The 25,964-nt window shown below is 70.2% G+C and carries 26 protein-coding genes; 7 read left to right on the top strand and 19 right to left on the bottom strand.

The window, feature by feature from the left end; genetic code table 11:
* Window positions 1-70: 70 nt before the first annotated feature.
* The 11 genes from RM788_RS30110 to RM788_RS30060 form a co-directional block, all read right to left on the bottom strand.
* Complete coding sequence (locus RM788_RS30110; protein WP_315921316.1) at window positions 71-1,051, bottom strand: ArsR/SmtB family transcription factor; 981 nt, start codon at window positions 1,049-1,051, stop codon at window positions 71-73.
* A 618-nt stretch (window positions 1,052-1,669) separates the two neighbouring features.
* Window positions 1,670-2,857 (bottom strand): ABC transporter ATP-binding protein, encoded by a 1,188-nt coding sequence (locus tag RM788_RS30105; RefSeq protein ID WP_315921314.1) that lies wholly within the window; start codon window positions 2,855-2,857, stop codon window positions 1,670-1,672.
* A gap of 7 nt (window positions 2,858-2,864) precedes the next feature.
* Complete coding sequence (locus RM788_RS30100; protein WP_315921312.1) at window positions 2,865-3,710, bottom strand: carbohydrate ABC transporter permease; 846 nt, start codon at window positions 3,708-3,710, stop codon at window positions 2,865-2,867.
* On the bottom strand, window positions 3,710-4,624 hold the full coding sequence (locus RM788_RS30095) for a carbohydrate ABC transporter permease (protein ID WP_315934803.1): 915 nt from the start codon (window positions 4,622-4,624) through the stop codon (window positions 3,710-3,712). Before RM788_RS30095 ends, RM788_RS30100 begins: the two co-directional genes overlap by 1 nt.
* Before the next feature lie 32 nt (window positions 4,625-4,656).
* Entirely contained in the window at window positions 4,657-5,934 is a 1,278-nt protein-coding gene (locus RM788_RS30090) for an ABC transporter substrate-binding protein (protein ID WP_315921310.1), read from the bottom strand.
* A gap of 202 nt (window positions 5,935-6,136) precedes the next feature.
* The gene (locus tag RM788_RS30085; RefSeq protein WP_399340493.1) at window positions 6,137-6,679 is read right to left on the bottom strand and encodes a YflT domain-containing protein; all 543 of its coding nucleotides are present in this window, start codon (window positions 6,677-6,679) and stop codon (window positions 6,137-6,139) included.
* Between the two features lie 142 nt (window positions 6,680-6,821).
* Complete coding sequence (locus tag RM788_RS30080) at window positions 6,822-8,018, bottom strand: acyl-CoA dehydrogenase family protein (protein WP_315921306.1); 1,197 nt, start codon at window positions 8,016-8,018, stop codon at window positions 6,822-6,824.
* Between the two features lie 98 nt (window positions 8,019-8,116).
* Entirely contained in the window at window positions 8,117-8,290 is a 174-nt protein-coding gene (locus RM788_RS30075) for a hypothetical protein (RefSeq protein WP_315921304.1), read from the bottom strand.
* Window positions 8,291-8,427: 137 nt separating this feature from the next.
* Window positions 8,428-8,757: a DUF4276 family protein gene (locus RM788_RS30070; RefSeq protein WP_315921302.1), complete on the bottom strand. Its 330-nt coding sequence runs from the start codon at window positions 8,755-8,757 to the stop codon at window positions 8,428-8,430.
* Between the two features lie 138 nt (window positions 8,758-8,895).
* On the bottom strand, window positions 8,896-9,942 hold the full coding sequence (locus RM788_RS30065; RefSeq protein ID WP_315921300.1) for an AAA family ATPase: 1,047 nt from the start codon (window positions 9,940-9,942) through the stop codon (window positions 8,896-8,898).
* Between the two features lie 43 nt (window positions 9,943-9,985).
* The gene (locus RM788_RS30060; RefSeq protein ID WP_315921298.1) at window positions 9,986-10,945 is read right to left on the bottom strand and encodes an HpcH/HpaI aldolase/citrate lyase family protein; all 960 of its coding nucleotides are present in this window, start codon (window positions 10,943-10,945) and stop codon (window positions 9,986-9,988) included.
* Window positions 10,946-11,056: 111 nt separating this feature from the next.
* Between RM788_RS30060 and RM788_RS30055 the strand changes: the two genes are divergently transcribed.
* From RM788_RS30055 to RM788_RS30040, 4 genes are read left to right on the top strand one after another with little or no spacing between them, the layout of a single operon-like run.
* Window positions 11,057-11,389, top strand: a complete 333-nt coding sequence (locus tag RM788_RS30055; protein ID WP_315921296.1) for a hypothetical protein — start codon at window positions 11,057-11,059, stop codon at window positions 11,387-11,389.
* Entirely contained in the window at window positions 11,386-12,282 is an 897-nt protein-coding gene (locus tag RM788_RS30050; protein ID WP_315921294.1) for an aminoglycoside phosphotransferase family protein, read from the top strand. The genes RM788_RS30055 and RM788_RS30050 overlap by 4 nt, the downstream gene beginning before the upstream one ends.
* Before the next feature lie 9 nt (window positions 12,283-12,291).
* Window positions 12,292-13,545, top strand: coding sequence for a magnesium transporter MgtE N-terminal domain-containing protein (locus tag RM788_RS30045; RefSeq protein WP_315921292.1), 1,254 nt, complete (start codon window positions 12,292-12,294; stop codon window positions 13,543-13,545).
* Window positions 13,538-14,056 carry a DUF1003 domain-containing protein gene (locus RM788_RS30040; protein WP_315921290.1) on the top strand — a complete coding sequence of 173 codons (519 nt, stop codon included), beginning with the start codon at window positions 13,538-13,540 and terminating at the stop codon, window positions 14,054-14,056. Before RM788_RS30045 ends, RM788_RS30040 begins: the two co-directional genes overlap by 8 nt.
* Here the strand turns inward: RM788_RS30040 and RM788_RS30035 are convergent.
* Both RM788_RS30035 and RM788_RS30030 read right to left on the bottom strand, forming a co-directional pair.
* Window positions 14,051-14,458 carry an NUDIX hydrolase gene (locus tag RM788_RS30035; protein WP_315921288.1) on the bottom strand — a complete coding sequence of 136 codons (408 nt, stop codon included), beginning with the start codon at window positions 14,456-14,458 and terminating at the stop codon, window positions 14,051-14,053. The two genes, RM788_RS30040 and RM788_RS30035, sit on opposite strands and share 6 nt — an antisense overlap.
* Entirely contained in the window at window positions 14,455-14,916 is a 462-nt protein-coding gene (locus RM788_RS30030; RefSeq protein WP_399340485.1) for a MarR family winged helix-turn-helix transcriptional regulator, read from the bottom strand. The genes RM788_RS30035 and RM788_RS30030 overlap by 4 nt, the downstream gene beginning before the upstream one ends.
* Before the next feature lie 161 nt (window positions 14,917-15,077).
* Between RM788_RS30030 and RM788_RS30025 the strand changes: the two genes are divergently transcribed.
* On the top strand, window positions 15,078-16,223 hold the full coding sequence (locus RM788_RS30025; RefSeq protein WP_315921284.1) for an Mrp/NBP35 family ATP-binding protein: 1,146 nt from the start codon (window positions 15,078-15,080) through the stop codon (window positions 16,221-16,223).
* A 223-nt stretch (window positions 16,224-16,446) separates the two neighbouring features.
* On the opposite strand, the gene tatB is transcribed toward RM788_RS30025, so the two are convergent.
* The 4 genes from tatB to sigE form a co-directional block, all read right to left on the bottom strand.
* On the bottom strand, window positions 16,447-16,815 hold the full coding sequence (tatB, locus tag RM788_RS30020) for a Sec-independent protein translocase protein TatB (RefSeq protein WP_315921282.1): 369 nt from the start codon (window positions 16,813-16,815) through the stop codon (window positions 16,447-16,449).
* A gap of 46 nt (window positions 16,816-16,861) precedes the next feature.
* The gene (locus RM788_RS30015; RefSeq protein ID WP_315921280.1) at window positions 16,862-18,409 is read right to left on the bottom strand and encodes a S1C family serine protease; all 1,548 of its coding nucleotides are present in this window, start codon (window positions 18,407-18,409) and stop codon (window positions 16,862-16,864) included.
* Window positions 18,410-18,491: 82 nt separating this feature from the next.
* Entirely contained in the window at window positions 18,492-19,133 is a 642-nt protein-coding gene (locus RM788_RS30010) for an anti-sigma factor (protein ID WP_315921278.1), read from the bottom strand.
* Window positions 19,130-19,735: an RNA polymerase sigma factor SigE gene (gene sigE / locus RM788_RS30005; protein ID WP_245886140.1), complete on the bottom strand. Its 606-nt coding sequence runs from the start codon at window positions 19,733-19,735 to the stop codon at window positions 19,130-19,132. The genes RM788_RS30010 and sigE overlap by 4 nt, the downstream gene beginning before the upstream one ends.
* A 274-nt stretch (window positions 19,736-20,009) precedes the next feature.
* Between sigE and RM788_RS30000 the strand changes: the two genes are divergently transcribed.
* Window positions 20,010-20,645 carry an O-methyltransferase gene (locus RM788_RS30000; protein ID WP_315921275.1) on the top strand — a complete coding sequence of 212 codons (636 nt, stop codon included), beginning with the start codon at window positions 20,010-20,012 and terminating at the stop codon, window positions 20,643-20,645.
* Window positions 20,646-20,788: 143 nt separating this feature from the next.
* Here RM788_RS30000 and glgC read toward each other — a convergent pair whose 3' ends face one another.
* Window positions 20,789-22,003, bottom strand: a complete 1,215-nt coding sequence (gene glgC / locus RM788_RS29995) for a glucose-1-phosphate adenylyltransferase (protein WP_315921273.1) — start codon at window positions 22,001-22,003, stop codon at window positions 20,789-20,791.
* Window positions 22,004-22,117: 114 nt separating this feature from the next.
* Between glgC and glgA the strand changes: the two genes are divergently transcribed.
* Entirely contained in the window at window positions 22,118-23,275 is a 1,158-nt protein-coding gene (glgA, locus tag RM788_RS29990) for a glycogen synthase (RefSeq protein ID WP_315921271.1), read from the top strand.
* A gap of 1,379 nt (window positions 23,276-24,654) precedes the next feature.
* Here the strand turns inward: glgA and RM788_RS29985 are convergent.
* Complete coding sequence (locus RM788_RS29985; RefSeq protein WP_315921269.1) at window positions 24,655-25,953, bottom strand: MFS transporter; 1,299 nt, start codon at window positions 25,951-25,953, stop codon at window positions 24,655-24,657.
* Between the last annotated feature and the right edge of the window lie 11 nt (window positions 25,954-25,964).

The raw sequence follows: 25,964 nt of genomic DNA, 5'->3' as shown, positions 1-25,964 counted from the left end.
TCGTTTCGATGAGATGTCACTGAGCTGCGCTGAATGGCCGTACGAAGTTCGTCCGGGCTAATGCACCGGACTAGTCAGTAACCGACAGTGACACCGGGTTCAGCAAATCCACACCCAAAGGACTGACGGTGTGCAGAACGGTGTTCCGGTGCCTTCGGCTCGTGGTCAGACCGGCTTCCCGGAGGACGGTGGCGTGGACGCTGGCGGAGGCCGCCGAGACGCCGAGCCTGCGGGCCAGCTCACCGGTGGTGCAGCCGCCGCCGATGGCCTCCAGCGCGGCCGCGCGGGTCTGGCCGAGCAGCGCGCTGAGCCCGCCGGCGCGCCCGCGGTCGGCGACCCGCCGGTTGACCGGGTACACCAGCACCGGCGGCCGCTCGTGGTCGCGCAGCACGATCGGTCGGTCGACGCAGAAGTACGACGGCACCAGCCGCAGGCCGCGGCCGTCCAGGTGCAGGTCGCGGTCGCCGAACCGGTAGTGCACCTCCAGCGTCGGCGACACCCACCTCAGCGTCGGGTGCAGGTCGCGCAGGAGTTCCTCGTAGCCGCCGCTGAGCAGGCCGCGGACCCGGCCGAGCCGGTCGGCCTCGACCGCGGCCCTGATGTGCGCCCAGTGCGGTTCGAGCACGGTCCGGTGGTACTCGGCCAGTGCGGCGCCGAGCGCGCGCAGCGGGCCGGGTTCGCCGTCGGCCAGGGGCCTGGCCCACGGGGGCGGGTCGGCGAGGTGTTCGAGGTCGGCGCGCAGCAGCCGCTTCGGCGTGCTGAGCACGGCCTCCACGCCCTCCTCCAGGCTGCGGGACGGGGGCGTGAGGAAGTCGGGCGAGTACCCGATCGGCGGCGCGAGCGCGAGCAGGGGGCGGACCACCTCCGGCAGCGCGGGCGCCACCCGTCTTCGCCAGCGCGCCAGCGGCTCCGCCACTTCGCGGTAGCGCAGCACGTGCAGGCTCAGCAGGATCTCCCACATCGGATCCGGCTCGTCCGCTATCCGCACGCGCGCGAGGTCGTCCACGCCGAAGTGAATCCGCAGCACCGCCACCCCCTGGGACCTCCCCAAGCCCCTACTGCAAGGAATACACCGACAACCCGGTCCGCGCAGCCGTTTCGGCCAGAACCGAAAGTGCTGGCCGGACGAGTGGTGCGCGGGCGAGGCTGTCCGGGCCACAGGGGGGCCGCAGCGCGGACGCCGGGGGACGGCCGCGGTGGCGGGTGGCGGGTTCGCGGGACGCGACGCGAGGAGGGGGCGTCGCGGCCCGCGAACCGGAGTTCGCGGATCACCCGCGCGCCCTTGGTCGGGGCGTCGCGGGGGCCGGACCCACGGCCGGTCCACGAATCAGGGCAGCGGTCGCTGCCCGCCGCACCGGACCGCCCCGGCCCCATCCGGGGCGGTCCGGTCCTGCGGAGCGGGGTCGGTGCCATGGGTCGCGGTGGGGGTCGCGACCACCGCGCCGACCGGAGCGCGCCAGGTCCTCGGACACGGCGTCCTCCCACGCCGGACAGCGGCGAGCCACCGCGCGTCCGACCCCGGACACAGCGCGAGGGCCACCCCGGCCGGAACCGGGGTGGCCCTCATCGCTCGATCTTCAGCACGGCGACCGCGATCCTCGCCGGGTTTCGCGCGTCTCGGGGAGACCCCTCGCGGCGCGAACCCCGGCAAGGGTCGGCGGTCACCGCACTAGTCCTCGGTGTAGGTCAGGTTGCGCCCGCTCTTCGGGTCGAACAACTGCACCTTGTCCGCGTTGAACCAGATCTCGGCCTGCTGGCCCTCCTTGGCGGTGGAGGCCGCGTCGATGCGGGTGACCAGCGAGACGCCGCTGCCGCCGGTGGCCTCGGCCGTGCCGGAGTCGGCGGCCAGCTCGGCCAGCTCCGCGGACGTCGCCTGCTCACCGGACAGCGTGAAGTAGGCGAACTTGTCGGAGCCCATGGACTCCAGCACGTCCACGTTGCTGGTGAACGTGTGGCCGCCGCCGCGCTGGTGCTCCTCGACGAGGCGCGAGTCCTCGAAGTGCTCGGGGCGGATGCCGACGATCACCTCGCTCGGGGCGTCCTCGGCCTCGACGAGCCTGCGGATCCGGTCGGTGAGCTGGATGTCGCCCAACGGGGACCGCAGGAGGCCGTTCTCCAGGCCGGCGGGCACGAAGTTCATCGACGGGGAGCCGATGAATCCGGCGACGAACAGGTTGGCCGGGTGGTCGTAGAGGTACTGCGGGGCGCCGATCTGCTGCACGGCACCACCCCTCATCACGACCACGCGGTCGCCGAGCGTCATCGCCTCGGTCTGGTCGTGCGTCACGTAGACCATGGTCGTGCCGAGCTGCTTCTGCAGCCGCGACACCGAGGTCCGCATCTGGACGCGCAGCTTCGCGTCCAGGTTGGACAGCGGCTCGTCCATGAGGAACGCCTTGGGGCTGCGCACGATCGCGCGCCCCATCGCGACGCGCTGCCGCTGGCCGCCGGAGAGGTTGGCGGGCCTGCGGTCGAGGTGCTGGCCGAGGTCGAGGATGTCCGCGGCGTCGTTGACCTTCTTCTCGACGGTCGCGTTGTCCACCTTGGCCAGCCGCAGCGGGAACGCCATGTTCTCCCGCACGGTCATGTGCGGGTACAGGGCGTAGGACTGGAACACCATCGCGATGTCCCGGTCCTTCGGCGCGCGGTCGTTGACGCGCTCGCCGCCGATGAGCAGGTCGCCGGAGGTGATGTCCTCCAGGCCCGCGATCATGTTGAGGGTGGTGGACTTCCCGCAGCCGGACGGTCCGACGAGGATGATGAACTCGCCGTCGGCGATCTCGATGTCCACTCCCTGGACGGCCAGGGCGCCGTCCGGGTACTTCTTCGTCACCTTGTCCAGAACGATTTCGGCCATGTGCAACTCACCCCTTGACGGCGCCGGAGGTCAGCCCCGCGACGATTCGGCGCTGGAAGAACAACACGAACAGGATGATCGGGATCGTGATCACCACGGCGGCCGCGGCGATCGACCCGGTCGGGTCCTCGAACTGCGAGCTGCCCGTGAAGAACGACAGCGCGACCGGCACCGTCCTCGACTTCTCCGTCGAGGTCAGCGAGATCGCGAACAGGAAGTCGTTCCAGCAGAAGATGAACACCAGGATCGCGGTGGTGAACACACCGGGGGCCGCCAGCGGGGCGATGACCCTGCGGAACGCCTGTCCCGGTGTGGCGCCGTCCATCTTGGCCGCCTTCTCCAGCTCCCACGGGATCTCCCGGAAGAACGCCGACAGCGTGTAGATCGCCAGCGGCAGCGCGAACGTGATGTAGGGCAGGATCAGGCCGGGCCACGTGTCGAAGAGGCCGAGCGAGCGCTCGATCTCGAACAGCGGGGACACCAGCGACACCTGCGGGAACATCGCGATCAGCAGGGAGACGCCGACCAGCAGCGACTTGCCGGGGAAGTCGAGCCGGGCGATGGCGTAGGCCGCCATCGTGCCGAACACGACGGCCACGGCGGTCGCGATCAGCGCGATGCCGATCGAGTTCGCCAGCGCCCGGACGAACTCCGTGGTCTTGAAGATCTCCGAGTAGTTGTCGAACGTCCACGACCTCGGGATGAAGTTGCCGTCCGCCAGGGTGTCCTTGGACTTGAACGACAGCGACACGATCCACAGCACCGGGAACAGCGCGTAGATCACCACCACCGCGTTCAGGATTCCCCAGCGGGTCTTCTTGGCCGTCGTCTCGGCTCCACCGATGCCCGCCATCAGCGCTTCCCCCCGTCGTCGCTACCAGGGGCAGCCGTGCCGAACAGCTTGATGAAGATGAACGCGATGATCGCCACGGCGATGAAGATGAGCACCGACATGGTGGACCCGATGCCGAGGTTCAACCCCTTGATGAGGTTGTTGTAGGTCAGCATCGACACCGACGACGTCCCCTGGGACCCGCCGGTGAGCACGAACAGGTTGTCGAAGATGCGGAACGCGTCGAGCGTGCGGAACAGCAGCGCCACGAGGATCGCGGGCTTCATCAGCGGCAGGATCACCTTGGTGAACCGCTGCCAGCCGCTCGCGCCGTCCAGCGCCGCGGCCTTGAGCAGGTCGTCCGGCACGAGTGCCAGACCCGCCATCAGCAGCAGGGCCATGAACGGCGTGGTCTTCCACACCTCGGCCAGGATGACCACGGCCAGCGCCGGGATCTTCTCCGTCAGCACGGGATCGCCGCCCATGAGCTCCGCGAGGTAGCCGGTGCCCGGCGTCCACGCGTAGCGCCACGAGAACGCCGCCACGACCGTGACGATGCCGTACGGGATCAGCGTCGACGTGCGGACGATGCCGCGGCCGACCAGCGTGCGGTGCATGATCAGCGCGAGCGCCATGCCCAGCACCAGTTCGATGACGACGGACACGACCGTCATCACGACCGTGACCCACACCGCGTTCCACCAGTACGGGCTGGAGAGGACGGTGACGTAGTTGTCCAGCCCGACGAACTCCTGCTTGTCGGGGAACTTCAGGTCGTAGCGCTGGAGCGACAGGTACAGCGAGTAGATGATCGGCCACGCCGTCACCGCGATCATGATGATCGCGGCGGGTGCGACGAGCAGCAGGCCGAGCTTGCGCTCCGCCTTCTTCCCCTCGCTCAGCACGACCTTCTTCTTGGGCTCGGCGGCCTTCACCGCCGCGCCGGACTTCTCGGTCGTCGTCTGGCTCACGGCAGCACCCCCTTGGAGTCGAGCGCGTCCTGCAACTCGGAGCGCAGCCGGTCGGCCGTCGCCTTCGGGTCGATGTTCGCGGGCGGCGACAGGATGGTCGAGATGACCGTCGAGACGTTCTGGTAGGCCGGGGTCCGCGGGCGCACGCTCGCGGTCTTCAGCGTTTCCAGGATGGCGTCCTTCATCGGGTACGGCTTCGCCATCTCGGGGTCGTCGTAGACCGACTCGATGGTCGGCGGGACGCCGTCGTTGATGGCCGCGTACTTCTGGCTCTCCGCGCTGCGCAAGCACTTCACGGCGTCGAACGACTCGCCCGGGTGCGTCGTGTAGCTGCTCACCGCGTAGTTGATGCCACCGACGGTGACCTTGGAGTCGCCGCCGTCGACCGACGGGTACGGCGCCCACTTCAGGTTCTTGATGTAGTCGGCGTTCTTCGAGCCCGCCGCGTAGACGTACGGCCAGTTGAGCATGAAGGCCGCCTTGCCCGCCTCCATCGCCAGCCGCGCGTCGTCCTCGGCCGCGTTGGAGAACGAAGGATCGACCACATCGGACGTGGCGAACTTCTTGAGCGTCTCCAACGCCTTCACGGCGCCGTCGTCCACGATGGCCTTGGTGCCGTTCTCGTCGAGGATCTGGCCCCCGGCGGAGTTGACCAGCGTGTTGTAGAGGACGACCAGGCCCTCGTACTGCTTGCCCTGGCCCTCGATCAGCCCCGGCTTGCCCTGGGACTTGAGGTCCTCCGCCATCTGGATCATCTCGTCCCAGGTCTTCGGCGGGGTCGGGACGAGGTCGCCCCGGTACCAGAGCAGCTGGACGTTGGTGTTGTCCGGCGCGCCGTAGAGCTTGCCCTCGTAGCTCGCGGTGTCCAACGGGGTCTGGAGGGTCCCGGACTCCACGTCGGACTTCGCCGTGCCCGTGAACTCCTTGATCCAGCCCGCTTTGGCGAGTTCCGCCGTCCACGTGACGTCGAGCCCCAGCACGTCCATGCTGGTGTCCTCGGCGGCCAGCCGCCTGACCATCTGCTCACGCTGGCCGTCGGCCTCGCGCGGGAGCTTGTGGTAGACGATGTCGTAGCGACCGCCGGACTTCGAGTTGCACTGGTCGACGATCTTCTGAAAGCTCTCCTGCGGGTACTTGTAGACGTTGATGGTGATTCCGCCATCGCTGGACCCGCACGCCACCAGCACCGGGGCAGCGACGATCGCGGCCCCCAGAGCCGCGGCGATCCGATGACGTGGTTTTCGGCTACGACCTGACCGGTCGACGTCTTTCATCGGCCTTGCCTCCTTCCGACAAACCACGGAGGAGCCAGACGCGCTGTGGTCCGGCACCCCGTCGTGCCTGCCCGGCCCGGCTGCTGACGCAGACCGTGAACCGGTGGGAGAAACCTAGGCCTGGTGATCAGGTGTCGCAACCAATAGACGCAACGATTGGGCTGCGGCGCCCCGCTACCCGATCGGGGTTGCCGCTAAACCCCTAATCTTTCGAGTCTTTCAGCCCGGCAGGCCGCATGGCGAGCCGTGCCAGGAGGTCGCGTCCCAGCTCAGCGGACCGCGGCTGGCACAGGACGTCGTAGCGCCCGGCGACGAGCTGGCTCGCCGACTGGAAGTCGCGCTTGCCCCGCGCCGAGCCGTAGCCGACGGCGGCGAACACCAGCCCGAAGACCACGCCTATCGTCAGGCCGACCAGGATCGGCCCGGCGCTGGCGCCCGCGGAGCTGTTGAACAGGCTGAGCAGGACGCCGACGAACAGGCCGAACCAGGCGCCCGACGCGGCGCCCGTCCCGAGGACGCGCCCCCACGTGAGGCGGCCCGTCACCCGTTCGACGAGCATGAGGTCGACGCCCACGATCGTGACGTCCTGGACGGTGAAGTCGGAATCGGCCAGGAAGTCGACCGCGCGCTGCGCCTCCTCGTAGGTGCCGTAGGACCCGATCGGCCAGCCGGTGGGCGGCGTGGGCAACCGGGGCGGAACCCCTGGCCGGTTCTGGCCTGAGAACTGACTCGTCACGCTGACCACCTCTTCGCGGTGCTGATCACCCCATCCTGCCAACAGGGGTCAAACCACGCGAAACGGGTCCACCCGATCAGCCGCGCGAGAGCCCCCGGATGACTTCGGTCGGTGACTTCGGGGTGATCAACTCCGGTGGGGGTTCCCCCGATCAGCCGCGCGTGCGGTAATCGCGGAGCAACCCGCGGCTGATGATCGTCTTCTGGATCTCGCTCGTGCCCTCGCCGATCAGCAGGAACGGCGCCTCGCGCATGAGCCGCTCGATCTCGTACTCCTTCGAGTACCCGTACCCGCCGTGGATGCGGAACGCCTCCTGGGTGACCTCCGCGCAGAACTCCGAGGCGATCAGCTTCGCCATGCCCGCCTCGACGTCGTTGCGCGCGCCGGAGTCCTTGAGCCGGGCGGCGTTGACCATCATCAGGTGCGCGGCCTCGACCTTGGTCGCCATCTCGGCGAGCTTGAACGCGATCGCCTGGTGCTCGACGATCGGCTTGCCGAAGGTCTTGCGCTGCTGCGCGTACTCGATCGCCAGCTCGAACGCCCGGATCGCGATGCCGCAAGCCCGCGCGGCCACGTTGACCCGCCCGACCTCCACGCCGTCCATCATCTGGCTGAAGCCCCGCCCGGTAGTCCCGCCGAGCACCTGCTCCGGGCTGATCCGGAAGCCGTCGAACACCATCTCCGTGGTGTCGACGCCCTTGTAGCCCATCTTGTCGATCTTGCCGGGGATGGTGAGCCCCTTCGCGACCTCGCCGAACCCCTCGGGCTTCTCGACGAGGAACGCGGTCAGGTTCTTGTGCGGCTTCTCCGCCCCCTCGTCCGTCTTGACGAGCACGGCCGTGAGGTTGGAGCTGCCACCGTTCGTCAGCCACATCTTCTGCCCGTTGACGACGAAGTCGTCGCCGTCCTTGACGGCCCTCGTCCGGATCGCGGCCACATCGGACCCCAGTTCGGGCTCGGACATCGAGAACGACCCGCGCACCTCACCGGTCGCCATCCGCGGCAGGTACTTCGCCTTCTGCTCGTCGGTGCCGTGCTGCTTCAGCATGTGCGCCACGATGAAGTGCGTGTTGATCACGCCCGACACGCTCATCCACCCGCGCGCGATCTGCTCGACCACCAGCGCGTAGGTCAGCAGCGACTCCCCGAGCCCCCCGAACTCCTCCGGGATCGTGAGCCCGAACAGCCCCATCTCCTTCATGCCCTCGACGATGTCCGCCGGGTACGTGTCCCCGTGCTCCAGCGCCTGGGCGTGCGGGATGATCTCCTTGTCCACGAAGGTGCGCACCGTCGACAGGATCTCCTCCTGGATCTCGGTGAGACCAGCGGTCTGGGCCAGGCGCGCCATCGCACTTTCCCTTCGTAGCCATGAGGTTACCGGCGAGTATGGCCCGGTCAACGCCCGTTCGCGCCGCGAAGGTGGCTCACACCACGCCCCTGAACCGATCAGGCGGCGAAGACCTCCAGCGCGCCACCGCAGTGGCGGCACACGTCCGCGAAGACGTGGACTTCGGCGTCGCAGCCGGGGCAGGTTCGGATGCTGCGCTCCAGCAGGTCGTCCTTGCGCTTGCGGAACAGGCGCAGCCCCTGCCGGGCTTGGGCGTGACGTGCTCGTGACATACCGGCAGCATGCGCAGCAGGCCCCCTGGGAACGCCAGCCCGCGGACCGGTTCGTGAGGATCCTCACCGGGCGCGGGCGCAACCGGTGACGGGGTCGTGCTCGCGCGTAGTGGCGGGGATGACCTGCGCCACAGCGGTTAGCGCTCCAACTCCCGCAGCCAATCGTCGAAGTGCGGGCACTGTTCCCGCAGCGACTCGACTCCGAGGGCATCGATGGCCAAGGGTCCGTCCATGGTCTTCACGTAGCGGGGGCAGTAGCTCGCCAACCGCTTGGACGGCGCGGTCGCGGGGCCGTCGTTCACGAGTTCGGGACCACCTGCGCGAACAGCGTCGTCCCGCACCTTGGCAGCCAGTTCTCCGCCGAGCAGTTCACCCAACTGATCGGCTGCGGCGAACACCCACGCTTCGAGTTCGTGGAACAGCATCCGGATCTCGCGTTCCACCCTCGGCCAGTGCGTGATCCCCATGTGCGCAGGTCCCGATGCCGGGCGCTCGGCCTTGACCGACAAGTGACTAAAGAGTCAACCCGCGCCTTCAAGAGAGGCCGCAGAACATCTCGGAGGACTGCCCCCTCCATTACCTCTCGAGCAGGACGTGCAGTCTCCTCACGACGAGGTGCCCGGCCTGCCGCCGATGAGGTTCTTCTCCCACAGTTCGCCGAGCGAGTACTCGGCCAGCCACTCGCGCAGTTTCTCCTGGTCGGGCCGGGCGAACGTCGACGCGCCCCCGGCACGCTCGACGACGATCAGGTCGTCGATGTCGAACTGGTTCATCAACGTGACCGACTGGGTCGCGATGAGCACCTGGCTGCGCTTGGCGGCCTGCCGGAGCAAGTCCGCGAGCTGCACGATCGCGTACGGGTGCAACCCCAGCTCCGGCTCGTCCAGCACGACCAGCGACGGCAACTCGGGATGCAGCAGAAGGGTCACGAGGCAGATGAAGCGAAGAGTCCCATCGGACATCTGCTCAGCCGAGAAGACGGCGTCCGAATCGTTCTGGCGCCATCTCAACCGGATGCGGTCACCCTGTTCGGGTTGCAGCACGAACCCCCGGAAGAACGGTGCGACGAGCTTGATGGCGCCGACGATCCGCTGATACGCGGTTCGTTGACCTTGTTCGAGCGCATAGAGGACCGCGGCGAGATTGCCCGCGTCATTGCGCAGTTCGAGGTTGTCCGCAGTGGGCACCATTTGCTTTACCGGCGCGGTCCTGCCGGTGTCGTGGAAGTGGAAGACCCGGCAACGGCGCAGGAGTCGCGCCACGGGTTCGTGGAGATGGGTCTCGCGATGTCCGGCGCCGAATGGCACGACCCGCCCACTGCCCTTGACCTGCTCGTCACCGAAGATCAGTTCATCGTTGGCGGCGGGGATCAGCGTAGCCGCGTACTCGACGATGTCGATGTTCAGCTTCAGCCCTATGCGCGGCGCGTGAGCCTGGTTGTCCAGCAATGCGGAAGCACCGCCGTTGAGCCCGACGAAAAGACCGAGTTCCTGATCGGCGATCCTGCCCAGCAGTTCGAACACGCGAACGAAATTGCTTTTTCCCGCGCCGTTCGCGCCCACCAGGACGTTGAGGTTCTTGAGTTCCACCCTCGCCGACCTGATCGAGGTGAACCCCTCGACCTCGATCGATTCCAGCACCCGGTCGGCCATGGCGATCACTCTACGACCACGGACCGACCGGGAGCCGGATTGATCACGCCTCCGGCGGACTCCACGGCGAGGTCCGCTCCATGCCCGCCGCACGTCCCTTCGCCGAGATCACCAGGGCCATCTTCCGCGAAGCCTCGTCGATCATCTCGTCGCCCAACATCACCGCGCCTCGACGGCCGCCCGCCTCCGAGGTGAAGTACTCGTACGCGTCGAGGATGTTCTCCGCGTGCTCGTAGTCCTCCTGCAACGGGCTGTAGGTCTCGTTCGCCGCGTCGATCTGGCCGGGGTGCAGCACCCACTTGCCGTCGAAGCCCAGCGCGGCCGACCGGCCCGCCACCCGCTTGAACCCCTCCACGTCCCGGATCTGGAGGTAGGGCCCGTCGATGGCCAGCAGGTCGTTGGCGCGGGCCGCCATCAGGATCTGCATGAGGATGTAGTGGTAGGCGTCCCCGACGTCGTACCCCGGCGGCTGCTCACCCACGACCAGCGACTTCATGTTGATGCTCGCCATGAAGTCCGCGGGCCCGAAGATGATCGTCTCGACGCGCGGCGAGGCCGTCGCGATGGCGTTCACGTTGACCAGCCCGAGCGCGTTCTCGATCTGCGCCTCGATGCCGATCCGGCCGACCTCGTACCCCATGGTCTTCTCGATCTGCGTCAGCAGCAGGTCGAGCGCGTGGACCTGCTCGGCGGTCTGCACCTTCGGCAGCATCAGGCAGTCGAGGTTGGCGCCCGCGCCCTCCACGACCTCGGTCACGTCGCGGTAGGTCCACTCGGTGGTCCAGTCGTTGACCCGCACGACGCGGACCCGCTCGCCCCAGCCGCCCTCGTTGAGCGAGGCGACGATGGTCTTGCGGGCGTCCGGCTTGGCCAGCGGGGCGCAGGCGTCCTCCAGGTCGAGGAAGACCTGGTCCGCGGGCAGCGTGCGCGCCTTGTCGATCATCTTCTGGCTCGACCCCGGAACAGCGAGGCAGGAACGGCGGGGGCGCTGCTGGTCGACCACTGGGTACCTCCTCGTACCAGCCGGTAACTCTGTCCGGCCCACCGTGGCACGGCCGAACTTCCCGCGCTCACCACTGAGTCCCGATTCACAGGCCCGTGGGACCCTTGACCGGTGGAGATCGCACAGGCAATCGACGCGGCGCTGCGCAAGGCCGCCGCGGTATGGGTCTCGGTGCCCCGGCGCCGCGGCCGTTTGGTGTGGGCGCTGTGGCGCGACGGGGCGGTGTGGGTCGCGGTCGGCGGCGACCAGGAGGTGCCGGGCATGGACGACGGCGCCGAGGTCGTGGTGACGCTGCGCTCGCCGACGACGCACTCGCACCTGCTGGACGCCCCGGCCGTGGCCAGGCTCGTCGAGCCCGACGAGGAGACGGTGGCCGCGTTGAGGGCGGCGCACCTGAACGGCCCGGCGGAGTGGACCGAGGTGTACCGGCTGGACCTGGTGTGATCACCGTCCCGCCGGGCTTCGGCGACGCGCTCGGCGACGGCGCGCCCGCGTGGGTCGCGACGCTGCCCGCGCTCGCCGAGGAGGTCTGCGCGCGCTGGGACCTGGTGCCCGACGGCGAGGTGCTGCACGGGTTCGTGGCTGTCGTGCTGCCCGTGCGGCGCGCGGACGGCACGCCGGCGGTGCTCAAGCTGACCTGGCGGGACGAGGAGACCGAGCACGAGGGGCTGGCGCTGCGGCTGTGGGACGGCCGCGGCGTGGTGCGGCTGCTCGACCACGACGGCGAACGCGGCGCCCTGCTGCTGGAACGCCTCGATCCCGCGCGGACCCTGGAGCACGCGCCGATCGGGGTCGCGCTGGACGTGATCGGCGGCCTGCTGCGGGACCTCCGCGTCCCGGCGCCACCCGAGGTGCGCCGGGCCGGGGTCGACGACCTCGCCGCCTCCGCCATGGCCTCCACCGTGTCGAAACCCCTGCTGGACGCCGCTGTCGCGATGGCCCGCGACCTGGCCGCGGACATCGGCGACACCCTCGTCAACGGCGACCTGCACTACGGGAACGTGCTGGCGGGCGAGCGCGAACCGTGGCTGATGATCGACCCCAAACCGCGCGCGGGCGACCCGGAGTTCTGCCTGATCCCCTTGCTGTGGAACAGGTTCGGCGAACTGGGCGGGCCCGCGGCCATGTGGCGCCGGTTCGACGCGCTGGTCGACGTCGCCGGGTTGGACGCGGAGAAGGCGCACGGCTGGGCGTTGGCGCGCGCGGTGTCGGCGGCGTTCTGGGCCCTGGAAGCGGGCCTGCCCGACTTCGGCGCGATGAGCGGAGCGGTGGCCGGGTGGCTCTTCGCGGGCCGTGGCCGGGCGCGTGGTGGAGCGGCACCGCCCACCGCCGACTAATCTGACGGCGTGGTCGCCGTGAACAGGGTTTTCGCCGCTCAACTCGCCGGTCTGCCCGTCTTCGGGCCGGACGGCGAGTCCATCGGCAAGGCCCGTGACATCGTCATCGGGCTGCGCCTCGACCGCCAGCCGCCGCGCGTGCTCGGCATGGTGCTGGAACTGGCGACCCGGCGGCGGATCTTCGTGCCCATGCTGCGGGTCAACGCGATCGAGCCGAACGCCGTGACGCTCGCGACGGGATCGGTGAACCTGCGGCAGTTCCACCAGCGCGCCAACGAGGTGCTCGTCGTCGGGCAACTGCTCGACGCGCGGGTGCGGCTGGACTCCGGCAGCGCGGCGGTGCTCGTCGACGCGGCCATGGAACCCACCCGCACCAAGGACTGGCGGATGGTGAAGGTCGCCGTGCGCGAGCGCACCGGGCGGCTGTCGCGCCGCGGACCGGTGCAGGTGATGCGGTGGGAGGAGATCAGCGGGCTCAGCGACGCCGAGCTGTCCGGCAGGCCGCAGGGCGCGCAGGAGCTCCTGACCGTCTTCGAGTCGATGCGCGCGGTGGACGTGGCGACCGCGCTGCACGACCTGCCGCCCAAGCGCCGCTACGAGGTCGCCGACGCGATGGACGACGAGCGGCTCGCGGACGTGATCGAGGAGCTGCCGGAGGAGGACCAGAAGGACCTGCTGGCCTACCTCGACGACGAGCGCGCGGCGGACATCCTCGAGGCGATGGACCCCGACGACGCGGCCGACCTGCTCGCCGAGCTGTCCGAGGTCGACAAGGACCGGCTGCTGGAGCTGATGGAGCCGGAGGAGTCCGCGCCGGTGAAGCGGTTGCTGGCGTACAGCTTCGACACCGCGGGCGGTCTGATGACGCCGGAACCGGTGGTGCTCGCGCCGGACGCGACCGTCGCCGAGGCGCTGGCGCGGGTGCGCAACCCGGACCTGACGCCCGCCCTGGCCAGCATGGTGTTCGTCTGCCGCCCGCCGACCGCGACGCCGACCGGCCGCTACCTCGGGTGCGTGCACATCCAGCGGCTGCTGCGGGAACCGCCGTTCGACCTCGTCGCAGGCCTGCTCGACACCGACCTCGCGCGGCTCTCCCCGACGGACCCGCTGCCCGACGTCACGCGCTACTTCGCCGCCTACAACCTGGTCTGCGCACCCGTCGTCGACGACACCGACCACCTGCTGGGCGCGGTGACCGTCGACGACGTGCTGGACCACCTGCTGCCGGACAACTGGCGGGAAACGGGGATGACCCATGCCTGAGCTGCCACCGGGTCGCAGACTCGACCAGCCGAAGCGGACCGGCAGGCTGCGGCTGGCCATCGACCCGGAGGCCTTCGGCCGGGTGTCGGAACGGCTCGCGCGGTTCCTCGGCACCGGGAAGTTCCTGTTCTGGCAGTCGCTCCTGGTGATCGCGTGGATCGCGCTGAACCTGTTCGCGGTGTCGATGCGCTGGGACCCGTACCCGTTCATCCTGCTCAACCTGGCGTTCTCCACGCAGGCCGCCTACGCCGCCCCGCTGATCCTGCTGGCGCAGAACCGGCAGGACGACCGCGACCGCGTGTCGCTGGAGGAGGACCGGGCGCGGTCCGCGCAGACCAAGGCGGACACCGAGTTCCTGGCGCGCGAGCTGGCCGCGGTGCGGCTGGCGCTCGGCGAGGTCGCCACCCGCGACTTCCTGCGCGGCGAACTGGACCGCTTCTTCCGCGAGAACCCCAAGCGCCGCAAGAACGCGCCCGAGGTGGTCAGGGACTGGGACGACGTCCCGTCATGAGACCAGCCCCTCGGCGACCAGGTCGACGAGCAGGCGGTGGATCGCGGGCGCGGTGTCGGGGTGCGCGGTGTACTCGACGGCCGTGACGAACCGCAGCTCCGCGATCTCGCCGCACGGCGAGGGCGGGCCCGCCAGGCCGCCGGTGAAGCAGGCCATGTCCACCAACGTGTCCGGGCCCTCGCCGTAGGCCGGTTCCAGGTACCGCTTGTGCTCCACCACGTCGAGCGCGTCGACGCCGAGTTCCTCCAGTACCTCGCGGTGCAGCGCGCGCACGGGCGTCTCGCCCGGCTCGAGTTTCCCTCCGGGCAAGTAGAAGGCGCCCTTGCCGTGCGACCGCACGACGAGCAGCCTGCCGTCGCGCACGTGCACCAGTCCGACGACGGAGATGACCGGCGCGTTCACGCGTTCTCGTCCGCGAGTCGTTGGCACGTCACGCCGAACGCGTCCAGCTCGGGCGCGCTGAACCCCTCCGCGAAGTGCCGCGCGACCCCGGTGAGGTGCGTTCCCGCGGCGCCGACGAGGCGTTCCACACCGGCCTGCGTGAGCACCGCGACGATGCCGCGGCCGTCGCCGTCCGCCCGTTCCCTCCCGACCAGGCCCGCGCGCTCCAACCGGTCGACCAGTCGGGTCACCCCGGACCGGGACAGCAGGACGGCGTCGGCGAGCTCGGTCATGCGCAGCCGGTGCTGCGGCGCTTCGGCCAACTGGACCAGGACGTCGTAAGCCGCTAGTGAGAGGCGCTGCTCGGCTATCAACTCGGCCTCGAGAGTCCGGGTGATGCGGGCATGCGCGCGGAGGAAAGATTGCCACACCACGAGCTCGACGTGGTTGGGCAACCGGGCACTACCCGATTCCGGCACGGAGCCGGATGTTACGGAAAGCACTGGACCACCTCGTCGGTGACCCCGCGCTCATACCGACCGGCCGGTAGCTTGGAGCTGTCCCCGGTCGCCGTAGCATGGCTGCCGAGACGTTGTCCCGCAATACCGTTCCCAGTCCACGAAGGTCGGTGCTCGATCCCGTGACCACCACGCACACCATCCCGTCGGTCGACGAAGTCCAGCAGGCGCTCGCCGGTGTCCAGGACCCGGAGATCAGGCGCCCCATCACCGAACTCGGCATGGTGAAGGACGTCGTCGTGTCGCCCGATGGCTCGGTGGCCGTGGCGGTGTACCTGACCGTCGCCGGATGCCCGATGCGCGACAAGATCACCAAGGACGTCACCGCGGCCGTCTCCGCGCTGCCCGGCGTGACGTCCGTCGCGGTCGAACTGGACGTGATGAACGACCAGCAGCGGACGGACCTGCGCAAGTCGCTGCGCGGCGGCACCGAGGAACCCGTCATCCCCTTCGCCCAGCCCGGCTCGCTGACCCGCGTCTACTGCGTGGCCTCCGGCAAGGGCGGCGTCGGCAAGTCCAGCGTCACCGTCAACCTCGCCGTCGCCATGGCCGCGCGGGGCCTCTCCGTCGGCGTCGTCGACGCCGACATCTACGGCCACTCGATCCCCCGCATGCTCGGCACCGACGCCCGCCCGACCCAGGTCGAAAAGATGATCATGCCGCCGCAGTCCCACGGCGTGAAGCTCATCTCGATCGGCATGTTCACCCCCGGCAACGCCCCCGTCGTCTGGCGCGGCCCGATGCTGCACAGGGCGTTGCAGCAGTTCCTCGCCGACGTCTTCTGGGGCGACCTCGACATCCTGCTCCTCGACCTCCCGCCGGGCACCGGCGACGTCGCCATCTCCGTCGCCCAACTCGTCCCCAACGGCGAGATCCTCGTCGTCACCACCCCCCAGCAGGCAGCCGCCGAGGTCGCCGAACGCGCGGGCTCGATCGCCTTGCAGACCAGGCAGCGCATCGCCGGCGTCGTGGAGAACATGTCCTGGCTGGAAATGCCCGACGGGTCCCGCATGGACATCTTCGGCTCCGGTGGCGGTCAGGCGGTGGCGGACTCGCTCACCAAGGCGGTCGGCGCCAACGTGCCGCTGCTGGGCCAGGTGCCGCTGGACCCGCGCCTGCGCGAACAGGGCGACGAGGGCACCCCGATCGTCCTGGCCCACCCGGAATCGGCGGCGGCCAAGGTGCTCACGGATGTGGCGACCAAGCTGTCGGTGCGCTCACGGGGTCTGGCCGGACGACTGCTGAACGTGACTCCGGCAGGCAGGTAGGTCGATTGGCTGACCGGGGGTCAAGACCATCGGTGGTGTGGTCGATTTGACTTGGGGACCCCTCTTTTCGGCCCTGGCGGGCCAAAAAGGGCAGGTGGTGAAGACCTGCCCGCCGCCGAAAGTGTAGGGCCGAAAACCCCAAGTAAAATCGACCACGGCCCGTGTTCGTCCCGCCTTCCAGCGGCTTGAGCGGGTCGGCCTTTTACCAGCGAAAAGCAGCTGCTCAGGTGGCGTCCGGGTCGTAAGGCGCCCGCTCGCCCGGATTCAGCGGCCGCTCCGCCGGTGGTGTGGCCGGAGTCGGGAACCCGTTCGGCTTGGCCGGCGCCGGATCATCGAACAGGTGCTTCGTCACAGCCCGCTTCGGGTCGAAGTTCCGCAGTTCCTTCAGGTCCTCCAGCGGCTTCCGCAGCTGCTCGAACTCCGGACCCATCTCCTGCTTCAGCTGCTCGCGCGCCCCGGTCGCGTAGTCCCGCACCTGCCGGATCGTCTTGCCCACCCAGGAGGCGGCATCCGGCAGTCGTTCAGGCCCCAGGATGAACAGACCCGCAACAACGATGATGAGGATCTCCACCCACCCGATGCTGTCGAACACGTCGGCTCCTCCGTCGTCTTTGCGCTGAAGCCAGGTTAGCCCCAGGTCAGTCGGACTTGAGCGTGACCTGGACGGTCAGTTCGCGTCCCTGCCTGGCGAGGACGACGGGAACGTTCTCGCCGATGTCGTGTTCGCGGACGGCGACGGTCAGCTCGGCGGCGTTGCGGACCATGCGGTCGCCGACCCTGGTGATGACGTCGCCCTCGACGATGCCCGCCGCGGCGGCCGCGCCACCGGCGGGGACGTTCTGGACCTGGGCGCCCTCGGCGGTCTCGGCGGAGGCCGAGCGGGCGTTGACGTTCATGTCGGCGTGCTTGACCTCGCCGGTCCGGATCAGCGACTCGGAGATCTTGCGGGCGTAGTTGCCGGAGATCGCGAAGCCGAGGCCGACCGAGTTGCCTGTCTGGGTCTGGATCGAGGAGTTGATGCCGACCAGGGCGCCCGAGGAGTCGACCAGCGCGCCGCCGGAGTTGCCGGGGTTGATGGCCGCGTCGGTCTGGATGGCGTCGTAGGTGACCTGGGGGCCGCCGTTCTCACCGGCGGCGGTGACGGGGCGGTTCAGGGCGCTGACGATGCCCTCGGTGACGGTGTTCGACAGCGACAGCGGCGAGCCGATGGCGATCACGGTGTCGCCGACCTGGAGGTCGTCGGAGTTGCCGAACTGGATGACGGTCGGGTTCGACACCTCGACCTTGACCACCGCGAGGTCGGTCTTGGAGTCGCGGCCCACGATGCGGGCGACGGCGCGCTTGCCGTCGGTGAACACGACGGTCAGCTTGGCGGTCGCGTCCTGCACGGCGGGGGCGACCACGTGGTCGTTGGTGAGGACGTAGCCCTCGCCGTCGATGACCACGCCGGAGCCGACGCCGGAGATGTTGGCGCCCTTGAACTCGATCGAGACGACGCTGGGCGTGGTGCGCTTCGCGATGTCCGACACGGAGCCGACCGGGCGTTCCTTGGCGGGCTTGACCTCGGCCAACGTCACGCCGCTGTCGGTGAGCGGGTTGCCCGCGCGGCCGAACAGCCAGCCGACCAGGCCACCGGCCGTGCCGACGAGCAGTGCGGCGACCAGCAGCAGGACCAGGGCCATCGGCTTGACGCGCCTGCCGAACAGCAGTTCGGGCACGCTCAGCTGCGGGCCGGGGGCGGCCTTCGCGGCCGACGGGGCGGAGGCCTTCTCGCCCACGGCGGGCGGGCCGATCACGGCGCCCGAACCGGGGTCGCGCCACGGGTCGCCCGCGGGCTTGCCGTCCCAGAAGACCGGGTCGATGTCCTCCTCGACGGCGTGCTCGGAGCCGGGAGGGCGTTGGAGCTTGAGGTCGGCGCCGTCGACCGGGCGGCCGAACGCGGTGGCGAGCGCCTCGGGGGGCGGCGGGCCCATGGTCCCGGCGGACCCGTTGGTGCCGTAGGACTGGGGGCGCCTGCCGTCGAACGCGCTGTCCACCCCGGAGGGGCGGCCGAACGCGGCGGTGAGCGAGGGGTCGACCGACGGGCGGTCCAGCGGACGCGGGGCGAGCCTTCGGTGCTCCCCGTCGTCGACGCCCGACACGGGAGTCGCGGGCAGTTGACCGTTGCCCTGTTCTGGCTGGCTCATCGCTCCCCGAATGGTTCCGCTGACTACCTCAAGATGGGGGCAAGCCTGCCTGGTCGTCGGTGAAGTCCGCGTACGCGGGTCCTCAACGGCCGTGCGAGACCGATCGCAGCAGGTCGAGGCGGTCGTTCTCGTCGTGCTGGAGGGGGCCGACGGCGCTCGCGGGCTGGACCGTGATGGTGGGCGAACCCACGTCGCGCGGCGGGGTGGGACGGGCCTGGGGCGACGGTTCGCCCGACGGCGCGACCAGCACGAGCGCGCCGAGCATGAGGCCGGAGACGACCACGCCCGCGCTGTGCCGGGCGCGGCGGGCGCCGACGAAGCGGCCGAGCACCGACGAGCCCGCGCCGAGCGGGCGGGACGCGCCGAGCACGGGACCGGAGCCGAACACCCCGGCGGCCTGGGCGCGGTCCGGGCGCAGGACCGTGACGAGCTGGCCGTCCTCGGTCATCGCGAGGCCGTCCGGCATCTCGGGCAGGTCGGCTTCCTGCGGGATCGCGCGCAGCTTGTCGAGGAACCCCGACGCGCAGTTGGGCATGCCCGCGGTGCGGACTGCGAGGCGGACCTGCTGCTGGTAGGCGGCCTCGGCGGCGCAGAGCGGGCAGCGCGCGAGGTGCGCGGTCGCCCGGCCGTGCGCCGTCGACGACAACTCGTCGTCGACGAAGGCGACCACCACGTCGGGCAGCAGGTGTTGCTCCGACAGTCCCCAACCTCGCAGGTCGGTCATGCAGAGTCCTCCAGCACTTGCTCCCGACGGCGTTCCAGTGCGGCCCGGAGGGCCTGCCGGCCCCGGTGGATCCGACTCCTCACGGTACCCAGTTTCACCCCGAGGGTCGCCCCGATCTCCTCGTAGGAGAGGCCCTCGACGTCGCAGAGCACGACGGCGGCTCGGAACTCCGGCGGCAGCTCGTCGAGAGCGGCCTGGAGGTCCGGGTCGAGGTGGGTGTCGGAGTAGACCTGCTCGGGGCTCGGGTCGTCGCCCGCCAGCCGGTCGGTGTCCTCGGGCAGCCCCTCCATGCGCAGCCGCGAGCGGCGGCGGGCCATGTCGAGGAAGAGGTTGGTCGTGATGCGGTGGAGCCAGCCCTCGAAGGTGCCCGGCTTGTAGGAGGCGAGAGAGCGGAACACCCGGATGAAGGTCTCCTGGGTGAGGTCCTCGGCGTCGTGCTGGTTACCGGTCAACCGGTAGGCCAGCCGGTACACCCGGTCGGCGTGCTCACGGACGACCTCGTCCCATGAGGGCGGCGTCCAGTCCGCCGACTCGATGGGGGCGACGGTCGGCGTGGGGGCGGCGGGGGACAACGCCACCGGCGAAGTCGGCTGCGTGCGCATCGGGCGGTGAAGCACCTCCAGTGGGCTGGCTCAGCCCTGTGCACAGGTCAACGTGGGATCGGTTCCCGGTGTTCCCGTGTTCTGACTCTGACGACCAGCGTGCCTGGCTTGCTTATAACGATGGTGAGAGACGGCTGAGAGCACGCTGAGAATCCGGATTTACCCGTCCGGGTACCCGCCGACACCCGGATGGATGCCCGAAGACGCGCAACGACGTCGCCCTTCACGGCGGGTTCACCCGATTTCACCCCTTGCGGCGCTAACCTCCTGGCTTGTGACACCGGATTCGCCGCTTCGGGACTACGTGGAGCACTTCCTCCCCGAGGACGACGTGCTGACGGCCGCCCGGAGCAGGGGTGTCGACCTGGGCTGCTCACCGATCGGCAGCGGCGGTGGAGCGGCTCTCAGGTTCCTCGCGGCGGCGCTCCAGGCGAAGGCCGTCGTGGAGGTCGGTACGGGCGCGGGCGTGAGCGGCCTGTACCTGCTCGGCGGGATGCCGGTGGCGGGCGTGCTGACGTCGATCGACGTCGAGCCGGAGCACCAGCGGGCGGCGCGCAAGGCGTTCACCGAGGCGAAGATCCAGGTCAGCCGCACGCGCCTGATCATGGGCCACGCGCTGGACGTGCTGCCGAGGCTCACCGACGCCGCCTACGACCTGGTGTTCGTGGACGGCGCGAAGCCCGAGTACCCGCGCTACCTGGACGAGGGCGTGCGCCTGCTGCGCCCCGGCGGCGTCATCGCGTTCGACAACGTCCTGTGGAACGGCCGCGTGGTCGACCCGTCCAACCGCGACCAGGACACCATCGCCATGCGCGACGTCGCCAGGTCGGTCCGCGAGGACGACCGCCTCGTCCCCGTCCTGCTCCCCCTCGGCGACGGCCTCCTAGTCGCCGCCAAAAAACAAAAATAACCCGCGAGTCGAACGCTCAGACACCCCGTGTCGAACCTCCAGGCACCTGGAGTTCCTCACTCGGTCACCTCTGCGGTGTCCGGGCTGGGGTACTCGGGGTGCCTGAGCGTTCGACACGGGGTGTCTGGAGGTTCGACTCGCGGTTAGTCGGCGCGGACGTTCTTGCCGAGGACGGTGACGCCGCCCGCGCTGATGGTGTAGCGCTGGCGGTCCATGGCCTGGTCGACGCCGATCAGCGCGCCGTCGGGGACGACGACGTTCTTGTCGAGGATGGCGCGGCGGACGACGGCGCCCTTGCCGATGCGCACGCCGGGCAGCAGGACGCTGCCCTGCACGACGGAGCCGACCTCGACGACGACGTCCGAGCTGATCACGGAGCCGTGGATGGTGCCGGAGATGATCGAGCCGGGCCCGACCATCGAGTCCTCCGCACTTCCGCCGGCGATGAACTTCGCGGGCGGCAGCGGCGGGGTGGCGGTGCGGATCGGCCAGGCCTGGTTGTACAGGTTGAACACCGGCCGCACGGACACCAGGTCCATGTGCGCCTCGTAGTACGCGTCGATCGTCCCCACGTCGCGCCAGTACCCGCGGTCCCGCTCGCTCTCGCCGGGCACCACGTTGTCCGCGAAGTCGTAAACGAAGGCCCTCCCGGCATCGACGAGCGCCGGGATGATGTCCCCGCCCATGTCGTGGTCGGAGTCCGGGTTCGCCGCGTCCGAGCGCAGCGCGTCGAGCAGCGCCTCGGTGGTGAAGATGTAGTTGCCCATCGAGGCGAACGTGACCTCGGGGTCGTCGGGCACGTGCGGCGGGTCGGACGGCTTCTCCAGGAACTGGGTGATCAGCCCCGTGGCGTCGGAGTCGATGCAGCCGAACGCCTTGGCCTCGGCCCGCGGCACGCGCATGCCCGCCACGGTGACGCCCGCGCCGCTGTCGACGTGCTGCTCCAGCATCTGGCCCGGATCCATCCGGTACACGTTGTCCGCGCCGAAGACGGCGATGTGCTCCGGCTTCTCGTCGTACACCAGGTTCAGCGACTGGAAGATCGCGTCGGCGCTGCCCGTGTACCAGCGCGGCCCGAGGCGCTGCTGCGCCGGGACCGGGGTCACGTACTGGCCGAGCACGTTCGACAGCCTCCACGTGGTGGAGATGTGCTTGTCGAGCGAGTGCGACTTGTACTGGGTCAGCACACAGAGCTTGACCATGCCCGCGTTGACCATGTTGGACAGGACGAAGTCCACGAGCCGGTAGTTGCCCGCGAACGGCACCGCCGGTTTGGCCCGGTCGGCTGTCAGCGGCCAGAGCCGCTTCCCTTCCCCACCGGCCAGGACAATTCCGAGTACGTGCGGTTGCCCCTTCACGCCCTGACCCTAACCGTGCGGAAGCGGTGCCACCAACGGCACGCAGGGGCGGATCCGACCTTTTCGGGGTTCGTTCACCCGGCTGCCCCACTTCCAGGGGTTACGGTGAGCCCCGTGCGAGTAGGACTGCTGACACGTGAATACCCCCCCGAGGTGTACGGCGGAGCCGGAGTCCACGTTGGATTCCTGGTGCCGCGCCTCCGCGAGCTGATCGACGTCGACGTGCACTGCTTCGGCGGGCCGAGACCCGACGCGCAGTCGCACGAGACCGCGCCCGGACTCGAGAACGCGAACGCGGCGCTGCGGACCCTGTCGGTCGACCTGGAGATGGCCGCCGCCGTCGCGGGCGCCGAGCTGGTGCACTCGCACACCTGGTACGCGAACATGGCGGGCCACCTGGCGAAACTGCTGCACGGCGTGCCGCACGTGGTGACCGCGCACTCGCTGGAGCCGCGGCGGCCGTGGAAGGCCGAGCAGCTGGGCGGCGGCTACCGGATCTCCTCGTGGGTGGAGCAGACCGCGTACGAGGCCGCGGACGCGGTCATCGCGGTGAGCGAGGGCATGCGCACCGACGTGCTGGCCTGCTACCCGTCGCTGGACCCGGCCAAGGTCCACGTCGTGCGCAACGGCATCGACACCGAGGCCTACCACCCGGTGGAGGAGACCGACGCGCTCCGGCACCACGGCATCGACCCCGACCTGCCGATCGTGGCGTTCGTGGGGAGGATCACCCGGCAGAAGGGCGTCGGGCACCTCGTCGCGGCCGCGCACCACATCACGCCGGGCGCGCAGGTCGTGCTGTGCGCGGGCGCCCCGGACACCCCGGAGATCGCCGAGGAGACCCGGCAGGCGGTGGCCGAGCTGGCCGCGGTCCGCGAGGGCGTGTTCTGGATCCAGCAGATGCTCCAGCCCGCCGAGGTGCGGCAGATCCTCAGCCACGCGACGGTGTTCGCCTGCCCGTCGGTGTACGAGCCGCTGGGCATCGTGAACCTGGAGGCGATGGCCTGCGGGACCGCGGTCGTGGCGTCGGACGTCGGCGGCATCCCCGAGGTGGTCGACGATGGCCGCACCGGGCTGCTCGTGCACTACGACGAGGCGGACACCTCGACGTACCGGATGGAGCTGGCCGACGCCATCAACGAGCTGCTGGCCGACCCGGAGCGCGCGGCCGGGTTCGGCAAGGCGGGCCGTCAACGGGCCGTGGAGGAGTTCTCCTGGGCGACCGTGGCCGAGCAGACCGTGGAGGTCTACCGGAAGGCTCTTCACACTTAGACCGCTCACCTGCGCGTATCGGATCGTGACCTGAGTCACACTCAAAATCGTGCAACCGCGACGTTCGGCAACCGCCTTTAACCCGGTAGTAGGACTTTCGTCCATCCACCGGGGGTACAGGCAGTGCGTTTCGGACGCGTCTCATGGGGTCTGCTCGCCTTGGCGCTCGCCGCGGGATGCGCGACGCCACCGGCCAAGAGCGCGCCCGAGCCGATCCGCCTGACGATCGGCGGCAAGACCGTGCTCGACGGGCCGGTCCTCCAGGCCCAGGCCGAGGAGGAGATGGGCTTCACGCTCAACTTCGGCTACGTCGCCCGCACCGGGAGCACGCCGGTCGACTGCTGGTTCGCCCGCACCGACCAGCAGACCGAGGTCGACACCCGGCTGTGGTGCGGCCCCGTGCAGGTGCCCGGCACCGCCACCACGGCGGACTGGGTCCCGGTGCCGCTCAAGGAGGTCGGCCAGGAGGGCGGCGGCGCGCGGTTCGAGGTGCAGCCGCCGCAGATCCCGGAGAACGGCAACCGCAGCGACCCGGTCGGCTCGTTGGTGCGCTCCGACGGCAGCGAGACGGACCCGTCCAAGCAGCGGGTCGAGACCAGCGAGGCCGGGCCGGACTTCCTGGCCGTGCTGCCCGACGACGGCAAGTCCGGCAACGAGCAACTCGGGCTCGCCGCCGCGCCCGACCTGAAGGTGCGCGACGACCTGCTCACCGCCACCGCCTCCGGCTGGGGCAGTCCGGAGAGCTTCCCCAACGGGAACAGCCTGCTCAAGCCCGGTCCCGGCCTGAAACTGCGGGTGCTGCGGATGGAGGTCGACCGGCTGCTGTCCACCGATCCCGCGTTCGACCGGCTGCCCTGGCAGGGCTACACGCCGCAGCCCTCGGAGCTGGCGCTGGAACTGCCGGGCAGGCGGCAGCAGCTGCCCGCCGACCGGCTCCCGGAGAGCGGCAGCGTGTACGTCGTCTACACCGTCCCGGTGGACTCGCAGGGCCCGGAGGCGCTGGCGCTGAACACGATCGGCACGAGGTCGCTGGAGCAGCGCATCGAGCTGCCGTCGGGCAGGCCCGCCACCGACATCCCGGCCGTGCTGCGCCGCGCGGGCACCCCCGCGAGCGTCCCCGACCTCAAGCAGGGCGTCGAGGTCGGCGGCAGGTCGGGCGAGCTGAAGGTGGTGGGCGTGCGGCTCGGCCGCCAACGGCCGGTGAAGGAGGGCGGCGAGTACCAGGTGGCGACCGCGTCCGCGCCGGACAAGGCCCTGCTGGAACTGCGGATCAACGCGAAGGGCGACGGGTTCCCCGAGTCCGTCGGCGGCGACAAGACCAAGGACCTGCTCAAGGTCACGTTGCCCGACGGGTCCACGGCACGGCAGGTCGGCGTCCGCTACGACGGCGGCCCGTTCCCGATCGCCGTCGTCGTCGAGGTGCCCGCCGACCTGCGGTCCGCCGTCCTCACCATGACGGAGGGCGAGGTGACGCTACCCATCGTCGGCCGCACGTCCGTCCGGCCCACCGGCGCCCCGATCACCGTGCCCCTGGACTTCTGAGCCCTCCCGGCGACCAGCACGGCCACCCCGGCGAGCGCGAGCCAGCCGAGCACGGCGGCGACCAGCGCTCCCCACCCCCACGTGCCGAACACCGAACTGCCCGCCGTGCCGCCCGCGCTGCTGCCGACGTAGAAGGCGAACAGGTACACCCCCGAGGCCTGGCCCTTCGCGTTGGCGGGCGCGCGGGCGCCCACCCAGCCGCTGGCCACCGAGTGCGCGGCGAAGAACCCGCCGGTGAACAGCGCCAGCCCGACCGCGACCAGCACCAGCGAGTCGGGCAGCGTCAGCAGCGCGCCGAGCCCGGCGACCCCGAGCGAGGCCAGCGCCACCGGCCCGCGCCCCAGCCGGTCGGCCAGCCGTCCGGCGACCGCCGAGCACACGCCGCCCGCCGCGTAGGCGAGGAAGACCAGGGCGGCGAACCTGGCGGGCAGTTCCAGCGGCGGGGCCGCGAGCCGGAAGCCGATCACGTTGTAGAGCGAGATGAACGCGCTGACGGCCAGGGCGGCGATCGCGTACTGGCAGAGCAGGACCGGGTCGCGCAGCACGGTCCGCAGGCCGCGCGGCGCCCTGGTCGGCGGCTTGCTGTCCGGTGGCAGGCTCACCGCGACCACGGCGGCGCAGGCCACGCCCAGCGCCGCCACCGCGGCCAGCGCCCCGCGCCAGGCCAGCCAGTCGACGCCGATGCCCGCGACCAGCCTGCCGATCATGCCGCCCGCGCTGTTGCCCGCGATGAGCGTGCCGATGGCCGCGCCCACGCCCGCCGGGCCGACCTCGTTGGCGAGGTAGGACATCGCCACGGCCGGAACGCCCGCGACCGCCACGCCCTGGAGGACGCGCAGGGCGATCAGGGCCGGGTAGGTGGGGGCGAGCGGGAGGAGCAGGGCCGTCAGCGCGGCGGCGGCCACCGCGAACACGATCACCCGGCGGCGGCCGATCCGCTCGGACAGCATCGCGACGGGGACCACCACGACGGCCAGTGCCCCGGTAGCCGCGCTGACCGCCAGCGAGGCGCTGCCCGGCGTGAGGTGGAACTCCGCCGCGAGCTGCGGGAGCACCGGCTGCGGCGCGTAGAGCAGTGCGAACGAGCCCAGGCCTGCTGCTGCCACGGCGAACGTGATTCGCCTTCTGCGTGTCACGTCTTCGACGC

Source organism: Umezawaea sp. Da 62-37, from assembly GCF_032460545.1.
In the GTDB taxonomy this organism is placed as follows: Bacteria; Actinomycetota; Actinomycetes; order Mycobacteriales; family Pseudonocardiaceae; genus Umezawaea.
This window is presented reverse-complemented; position numbering and strand designations above follow the sequence as displayed.

Coding starts and splice junctions, on each gene's coding strand:
- RM788_RS30105 (WP_315921314.1), bottom strand. CDS start 2,857: ATGGCCGAAATCGTTCTGGACAAGGTGACGAAGAAGTACCCGGACGGC.
- RM788_RS30100 (WP_315921312.1), bottom strand. CDS start 3,710: ATGGCGGGCATCGGTGGAGCCGAGACGACGGCCAAGAAGACCCGCTGG.
- RM788_RS30090 (WP_315921310.1), bottom strand. CDS start 5,934: ATGAAAGACGTCGACCGGTCAGGTCGTAGCCGAAAACCACGTCATCGG.
- RM788_RS30080 (WP_315921306.1), bottom strand. CDS start 8,018: ATGGCGCGCCTGGCCCAGACCGCTGGTCTCACCGAGATCCAGGAGGAG.
- RM788_RS30075 (WP_315921304.1), bottom strand. CDS start 8,290: ATGTCACGAGCACGTCACGCCCAAGCCCGGCAGGGGCTGCGCCTGTTC.
- RM788_RS30070 (WP_315921302.1), bottom strand. CDS start 8,757: ATGGGGATCACGCACTGGCCGAGGGTGGAACGCGAGATCCGGATGCTG.
- RM788_RS30065 (WP_315921300.1), bottom strand. CDS start 9,942: ATGGCCGACCGGGTGCTGGAATCGATCGAGGTCGAGGGGTTCACCTCG.
- RM788_RS30040 (WP_315921290.1), top strand. CDS start 13,538: ATGCCTGAGCTGCCACCGGGTCGCAGACTCGACCAGCCGAAGCGGACC.
- RM788_RS30015 (WP_315921280.1), bottom strand. CDS start 18,409: ATGAGCCAGCCAGAACAGGGCAACGGTCAACTGCCCGCGACTCCCGTG.
- RM788_RS30010 (WP_315921278.1), bottom strand. CDS start 19,133: ATGACCGACCTGCGAGGTTGGGGACTGTCGGAGCAACACCTGCTGCCC.
- sigE (WP_245886140.1), bottom strand. CDS start 19,735: ATGCGCACGCAGCCGACTTCGCCGGTGGCGTTGTCCCCCGCCGCCCCC.